This is a genomic window from Shigella sp. FJ200513 (assembly GCF_040495915.1).
Lineage (GTDB): Bacteria > Pseudomonadota > Gammaproteobacteria > Enterobacterales > Enterobacteriaceae > ECMA0423.
The window spans coordinates 22,146-28,521 of the sequence record NZ_JBDYCV010000054.1 but is presented as its reverse complement, the minus strand read 5'-3'; the positions used below and the strand labels follow the sequence as shown (position 1 = coordinate 28,521).

At 50.8% G+C, this 6,376-nt stretch carries 7 protein-coding genes and 1 pseudogene; 4 read left to right on the top strand and 4 right to left on the bottom strand.

Features of this window, described 5'->3' with window-relative positions:
• Positions 1 to 3 precede the first annotated feature (3 nt).
• The gene (locus tag ABZJ92_RS12955; RefSeq protein WP_003032489.1) at positions 4 to 60 is read left to right on the top strand and encodes an IS1 family transposase; all 57 of its coding nucleotides are present in this window, start codon (positions 4 to 6) and stop codon (positions 58 to 60) included.
• 87 nt (positions 61 to 147) lie between these two features.
• On the opposite strand, the pseudogene ABZJ92_RS12950 reads toward ABZJ92_RS12955, so the two are convergent.
• Together ABZJ92_RS12950 and ABZJ92_RS12945 are read right to left on the bottom strand one after the other, a co-directional pair.
• Positions 148 to 879 (bottom strand): annotated as a pseudogene (locus ABZJ92_RS12950) (sugar phosphate isomerase/epimerase family protein); the annotation flags it as partial.
• 9 nt (positions 880 to 888) lie between these two features.
• On the bottom strand, positions 889 to 1,680 hold the full coding sequence (locus tag ABZJ92_RS12945; RefSeq protein ID WP_005053961.1) for a 3-ketoacyl-ACP reductase: 792 nt from the start codon (positions 1,678 to 1,680) through the stop codon (positions 889 to 891).
• Between the two features lie 211 nt (positions 1,681 to 1,891).
• Between ABZJ92_RS12945 and ABZJ92_RS12940 the strand changes: the two genes are divergently transcribed.
• The gene (locus tag ABZJ92_RS12940) at positions 1,892 to 2,539 is read left to right on the top strand and encodes a TetR/AcrR family transcriptional regulator (RefSeq protein WP_005053964.1); all 648 of its coding nucleotides are present in this window, start codon (positions 1,892 to 1,894) and stop codon (positions 2,537 to 2,539) included.
• Here ABZJ92_RS12940 and ABZJ92_RS12935 read toward each other — a convergent pair.
• Positions 2,523 to 3,068 carry an OapA family protein gene (locus ABZJ92_RS12935; RefSeq protein ID WP_001119485.1) on the bottom strand — a complete coding sequence of 182 codons (546 nt, stop codon included), beginning with the start codon at positions 3,066 to 3,068 and terminating at the stop codon, positions 2,523 to 2,525. The genes ABZJ92_RS12940 and ABZJ92_RS12935 overlap by 17 nt on opposite strands.
• 218 nt (positions 3,069 to 3,286) lie before the next feature.
• On the opposite strand from ABZJ92_RS12935, the gene fklB reads away from it, so the two are divergent.
• Both fklB and cycA read left to right on the top strand, forming a co-directional pair.
• Positions 3,287 to 3,907, top strand: coding sequence for an FKBP-type peptidyl-prolyl cis-trans isomerase (gene fklB / locus ABZJ92_RS12930; protein ID WP_000211225.1), 621 nt, complete (start codon positions 3,287 to 3,289; stop codon positions 3,905 to 3,907).
• A 307-nt stretch (positions 3,908 to 4,214) separates the two neighbouring features.
• The gene (cycA, locus tag ABZJ92_RS12925) at positions 4,215 to 5,627 is read left to right on the top strand and encodes a D-serine/D-alanine/glycine transporter (protein ID WP_000228371.1); all 1,413 of its coding nucleotides are present in this window, start codon (positions 4,215 to 4,217) and stop codon (positions 5,625 to 5,627) included.
• A gap of 44 nt (positions 5,628 to 5,671) precedes the next feature.
• Here the strand turns inward: cycA and ytfE are convergent, their stop codons facing one another.
• Complete coding sequence (ytfE, locus tag ABZJ92_RS12920; protein WP_000331456.1) at positions 5,672 to 6,334, bottom strand: iron-sulfur cluster repair protein YtfE; 663 nt, start codon at positions 6,332 to 6,334, stop codon at positions 5,672 to 5,674.
• Between the last annotated feature and the right edge of the window lie 42 nt (positions 6,335 to 6,376).

Genomic DNA, 6,376 nt, shown 5'->3' with positions numbered 1-6,376 from the left:
TCGGTGGAGCTGCATGACAAGGTCATCGGGCATTATCTGAACATAAAACACTATCAGTAAGTTGGAGTCATTACCCGTGCTGTTAATATCTTTCTGCCACCAGTAAGGCGAGAATATTTCCAGTTCAATAGCACCATTAAATCCGGCGTTTTCAACCAGCCGACGAATTGACGGAATATTGATGACGCCATCTCCCGGCATACCACGGTCATTGACCAGATCAGTGGTCGGCATTAACCAGTCGGAAACATGAAACGCGAGGATGCGTTTTCCGGCACGCAGGATCTGACTGGCGAGATCCGGATCCCACCAGACGTGATAAACATCCACCGCCACGCCGAGGCCAAACTCACCATCGGGATCGAGTTCATCACACCAGTCCAGCGCCTGACGTAACGTGCACAGGCAAGAGCGATCGGCAGCTGTCATCGGGTGCAGTGGCTCCAGCGCAATTGGCACGCCGACATCTTTCGAATGTGGCAGCAACTGGCGAATCCCTTGTTTCACTTGTTCTCGCGCTTCATATAGATCTTTAGTGCCCGTTGGCAGACCGCCAACCACCTGCATATAACAGGCGGCGTTAAGCACCGCTGCGTCGTCCAGCGCCCGGCGGTTATCATCAATCGCCAGTTTGCGTTCCGCCAGTGTCGGCGCGGTGTAGTAAGTGCTACGGCACAAACCGGAAACGCTCATGTTACTGGCGGCAAGCTGGCGGGTGATTTGCTGGAGATCTTCACCCTGCAACTCCCTGCGCCAGGGGGCAATTGCGCCAATACCGCGTGCGGCGCAGGCATCAATAATGGCGGGTAGCGGCGTTTTATAGCCCAGTGTCGCGGTATTGATACTGAATAAATCCGGGCGTTGTAACAGATCTCTCATGATTCAGCCTCAGAAGCGCGGCATACTTAAGCCGCCGTCGATTGCGACCGCCTGACCACAGGTGTAAATCAGTTTACCTTCCGCCATCGCGCGGACGGTGGAAGCAATATCAGCCGGATAACCCCAACGTCCCCACGGCACCAGACCTTTGGCAATCAGTTCGTCGTAATAAGCCGTTGCCGGAATAGTCATATCAGTTTTGATGAGACCAGGGCGCACTTCATAAACGCCAATTTGTTCATTACAAAGGCGAGCAGCAAACAGACGAGCAGCGGCAGAAACGGCGGTTTTGGCAATGGTGTATTCGCCGCGATTCATCGCCAGCATGATGGCGTTGATGGAACTGACGAAAATAATCGAGCGGTGCGGCAGCTCCGCTTCCGGTTTCGGCTGTGCCAGTAAGCGCTTACTGAATGCCTGAGCAAGGAAGAACGGCGCGCGGGTGTTAATGGCAATGTTTTGATCGAAGCTGTCTGGTTCGAGGTCGAGGAGGTCACCGCGTTTTTTCACTGAAATCCCCGCGTTATTGAGCAGACAGTCCAGCCGCCCCCACTGGTTTTGCGCCGCGTCGAGCATCTCCTCATGCAGAGATAGATCACCGACATCAGCAGGGAAGCAAATCACTTCCACGCCTTCCGCCAAACATTCTTGTTGTGTGATATGCAGTTTTTCTACGCTGTCGGCATCGGGACGATCGTTAATCAGCAGGTTAAACCCGCCACGAGCAAGCTCCTGCGCACAGCCCTTTCCAATACCGCGAGTGGCTCCGGTAATCACGGCAACAGGACGAGTGGATTTCATACAATAGCTCTCTTTTTTGAATTTTGTTTCCTTGGTGATGATTAGCTTGCGACTGGAGGATAAAAAGATAAACCATCTAGTTGGTTGATATGCGATGGCGATCACAGGACATTTGATAACCTGATGAAAGTACAAGTTTTTGCCCTTTTTTCTGAAGCTGAAATCAAATCAGGTTATGATAGTCACCACGAAGAGGTCGTGGGGAAGCGTTATGTATATTGATACCAGCAACGTACAGAGCCTGAAGGAAAAATTGCTGCTATGTGCGGTTAATGAATTTGCCGAATATGGTTATGAAGGGGCCAGAGTAGATAATATTGTAAAGGCAGCAGGGTGTAGTAAACAGACGGTTTATCACCACTTTGGTAATAAAGAAAATTTATTTATCGAAGTGCTGGAATATACCTGGAACGATATTCGACAAAAAGAAAAGGCCCTTGATTTCTCAGATCTTCCGCCACAAAAAGCCATTGAGAAAATTATTGATTTTACATGGGATTATTATATTGCTAATCCTTGGTTTTTAAAAATTGTGCATAGTGAAAATCAAAGTAAAGGTGTGCATTATGCAAAATCACAGCGTCTCTTAGAAATTAACCATGCTCACTTGCAGTTAATGGAATCCTTATTGGATGAAGGGAAGAAATACAATATTTTTAAGCCAGGTATCGACCCATTGCAGGTGAATATTAATATTGCTGCGCTTGGGGGATATTATTTGATCAACCAGCATACGCTTGGCCTAGTTTATCATATCAGTATGGTTTCCCCCCAGGCACTGGAAGCCAGACGTAAGGTCATCAAAGAGACAATCCTTAGCTGGCTTTTGGTTGACCCTTCATCTACCGCGCACGAATAAAACTGCCATCCGGCTGGCGGGTAAACAGGACCTGTTGATTATTCCCCGTATCAATGGTTAAGCCCGTCACCACGCCGCTGGCGTTCTGGCGGATTTTCACCATCTGCCCATTTTGCAAATTACTCAGCGGCTTACCCGCGCCTTCTACCTGCGCCATTGCATAGACATCGGTAGCGGGCAGTCCGTGGTCGCGGAACAGCTGCGCCATCGTTTTACCGGGTTCGACACGGTAAGAGCGCCATTGATTATCAATTCCGCTATCTGGCTGGAATGGTTGCGTTTGGGTAGTTTGCGGCTGTTCTTCTGTCGGCGGTTGTGATTGCGACTGAATATCTAACTGCGCTTCACGCGTCACCACCGACGCGTTGGGCGTATCATCAGATGGAAGCAGAAATCCGACCACCAATACAATGGCGGCAATAATGATCCCCCGACGATGCATCGGCGGCAGCGGGTCCATGAAGCGAAAATTGTCCGGCGCGTGCCAGACTTTCTCCAGGGTTGGTTTTAGTTCAAAGCGCCCGGGCATGGTTTCCTCCTGCTCCACGTCTTGTTCCTCAATCATAGCCTATGAATAAGCTAACGCTATGATGTCCGTGGTAAACCCGCCTTTATTATATTCATACGGGATATTGCTATTGTTTCTTTTTCCCCGGGATTTGTCATCATTCCTGCGACAAAGTTTTACCCAAAGAAGTGTGGCTGATATGCTGCCCGCTACTTTTATACCCTAAGAAAGGAAATACGATGACCACCCCAACTTTTGACACCATCGAAGCGCAAGCAAGCTACGGCATTGGTTTGCAGGTAGGGCAACAACTGAGTGAATCTGGCCTGGAAGGGCTGCTGCCAGAAGCACTGGTTGCAGGTATTGCCGATGCGCTGGAAGGCAAACATCCGGCTGTGCCGGTTGATGTGGTGCATCGCGCGCTGCGTGAAATCCACGAACGCGCCGATGCCGTTCGTCGTCAGCGTTTCCAGGCGATGGCTGCTGAAGGCGTGAAATACCTGGAAGAAAACGCCAAAAAAGAAGGTGTGAATAGCACCGAATCTGGCCTGCAATTCCGCGTGATCAACCAGGGTGAAGGCGCAATTCCGGCACGTACCGACCGCGTTCGTGTTCATTACACCGGTAAACTGATCGACGGCACCGTGTTTGACAGCTCCGTTGCTCGTGGTGAACCCGCTGAATTCCCGGTTAATGGCGTGATCCCTGGCTGGATTGAAGCACTGACTCTGATGCCGGTAGGTTCTAAATGGGAACTGACTATCCCGCAGGAACTGGCATATGGCGAGCGCGGCGCAGGTGCATCCATCCCTCCGTTCAGCACCCTGGTGTTTGAAGTCGAACTGCTGGAAATCCTCTAAGCAGCGCATTCTGTTCCCCTCGAACCAGAGGGGAGCAGGCATTCAGCAATAAACCCTTCAGTTTGCCAAACGGCGCTATTTTGTGTTGCAAAGACCCCGTAAGCGTGTATTTTTGTGAGCTGTTTCGCGTTATCACCGTGATATGACACTCACTTTAAACATAAAATTAACATTAGATCTAAATCTTAGTATTCATCCCGCGTATTGTTACCTAATATCGATGAGTCCCGATACAGATTCGTCGTATCATAGACTGACTAAAGGCCGTAGAGCCTGAACAACACAGACAGGTACAGGAAGAAAAAACATGGTAGATCAGGTAAAAGTCGTTGCCGATGATCAGGCTCCGGCTGAACAGTCGCTACGGCGCAATCTCACAAACCGACATGTTCAGCTTATTGCCATTGGAGGTGCCATTGGTACTGGGTTGTTTATGGGGTCCGGCAAAACGATTAGCCTTGCCGGGCCGTCGATCATTTTCGTTTATATGATCATTGGTTTTATGCTCTTTTTCGTGATGCGGGCAATGGGGGAATTGCTGCTTTCGAATCTGGAATACAAATCTTTTAGTGACTTCGCTTCCGATTTACTGGGGCCGTGGGCGGGATATTTCACCGGCTGGACTTACTGGTTCTGCTGGGTTGTAACCGGTATGGCAGACGTGGTGGCGATCACGGCTTATGCTCAGTTCTGGTTCCCCGATCTCTCCGACTGGGTCGCCTCGCTGGCGGTGATAGTGCTGCTGCTGACGCTCAACCTTGCCACCGTGAAAATGTTCGGTGAGATGGAGTTCTGGTTTGCGATGATCAAAATCGTCGCCATCGTGTCGCTGATTGTCGTCGGCCTGGTCATGGTGGCGATGCACTTTCAGTCACCGACCGGTGTGGAAGCGTCATTCGCGCATTTGTGGAATGACGGCGGCTGGTTCCCGAAAGGTTTAAGTGGCTTCTTTGCCGGATTCCAGATAGCGGTTTTCGCTTTCGTGGGGATTGAGCTGGTAGGTACAACAGCTGCGGAAACCAAAGATCCGGAGAAATCACTGCCACGCGCGATTAACTCCATTCCGATCCGTATCATTATGTTCTACGTCTTCGCGCTGATTGTGATTATGTCCGTGACACCGTGGAGTTCGGTAGTCCCGGAGAAAAGCCCGTTCGTTGAGCTGTTTGTGTTGGTAGGTTTGCCTGCGGCTGCCAGCGTGATCAACTTTGTGGTGCTGACCTCTGCGGCGTCTTCCGCTAACAGCGGTGTCTTCTCTACCAGCCGTATGCTGTTTGGTCTGGCGCAGGAAGGTGTTGCGCCGAAAGCGTTCGCTAAACTTTCTAAGCGCGCAGTACCCGCGAAAGGGTTGACCTTCTCGTGTATCTGTCTGCTCGGCGGCGTGGTGATGTTGTATGTGAATCCTAGCGTGATTGGCGCGTTCACGATGATTACAACCGTTTCCGCGATTCTGTTTATGTTCGTCTGGACGATTATCCTTTGCTCTTACCTGGTGTACCGCAAACAGCGTCCTCATCTGCATGAAAAGTCGATCTACAAGATGCCGCTCGGCAAGCTGATGTGCTGGGTATGTATGGCGTTCTTTGTGTTCGTGGTCGTGTTGCTGACACTGGAAGATGACACTCGCCAGGCGCTGCTGGTTACCCCGCTGTGGTTTATCGCGCTGGGGTTGGGCTGGCTGTTTATTGGTAAGAAGCGGGCTGCTGAACTGCGGAAATAACCGCATTATCATGCTGGATGGCGCAATGCCATCCAGCTTTTAGATCACTCACCCGCTAGGGCGCGTGGGAACAGTACATTGTTTTCCAGACTGATGTGATCCATCAGGTCATCAATCAGTTCATTAATGCCGTTATACATCGCTTTCCAGGTGGTGCAGGCTTCTGGCGGCGGTGTGACGTTATTGGTAGTGTGTTTGATCACTTCCAGCAGTTCGCCCGCTTCATCGTGCTCGCTTTCCATTACGCTGATTGGCCCCATTGCCTGGCTGCCCATGCCTTGTTTGATCATCGGGAAGAGGATCTGCTCTTCTTTCATCATGTGGCTGGAAAGCTCTTCATGCAGCATGGTCAGGTATTTTGTCAGCCCTTTTGGCACGCTCGGTTTGTCGGCGTGAACGCGCTCGACTTTAGTCGCTTGCAGGATCAGCTCCGGCAGCTGCTCGCGGTGACGATCGTGGTAGCGCACGATGATATGGTCAATGATTTCTGCCAGCGGGGCGCTACGCCAGTCTTTCTCAATCGGTTGTTCAGCAAGCTTTGCCAGTTCAGCTTCAATGACCTCAACATCCAGTTCTTTACGTGCCGCCGCGCGCGCCAGCGTCTGCTTACCGCCACAGCAGTAATCCATATCATATTTACGAAACAGAGCCGAAGCGCGAGGGATAGAGAGCGCCAGTTCACCTAAAGGTTGGTCGCGATAAGCCATAGCTGATACCTCATTCTTAATAAGATAAGATGTATTTTAAAT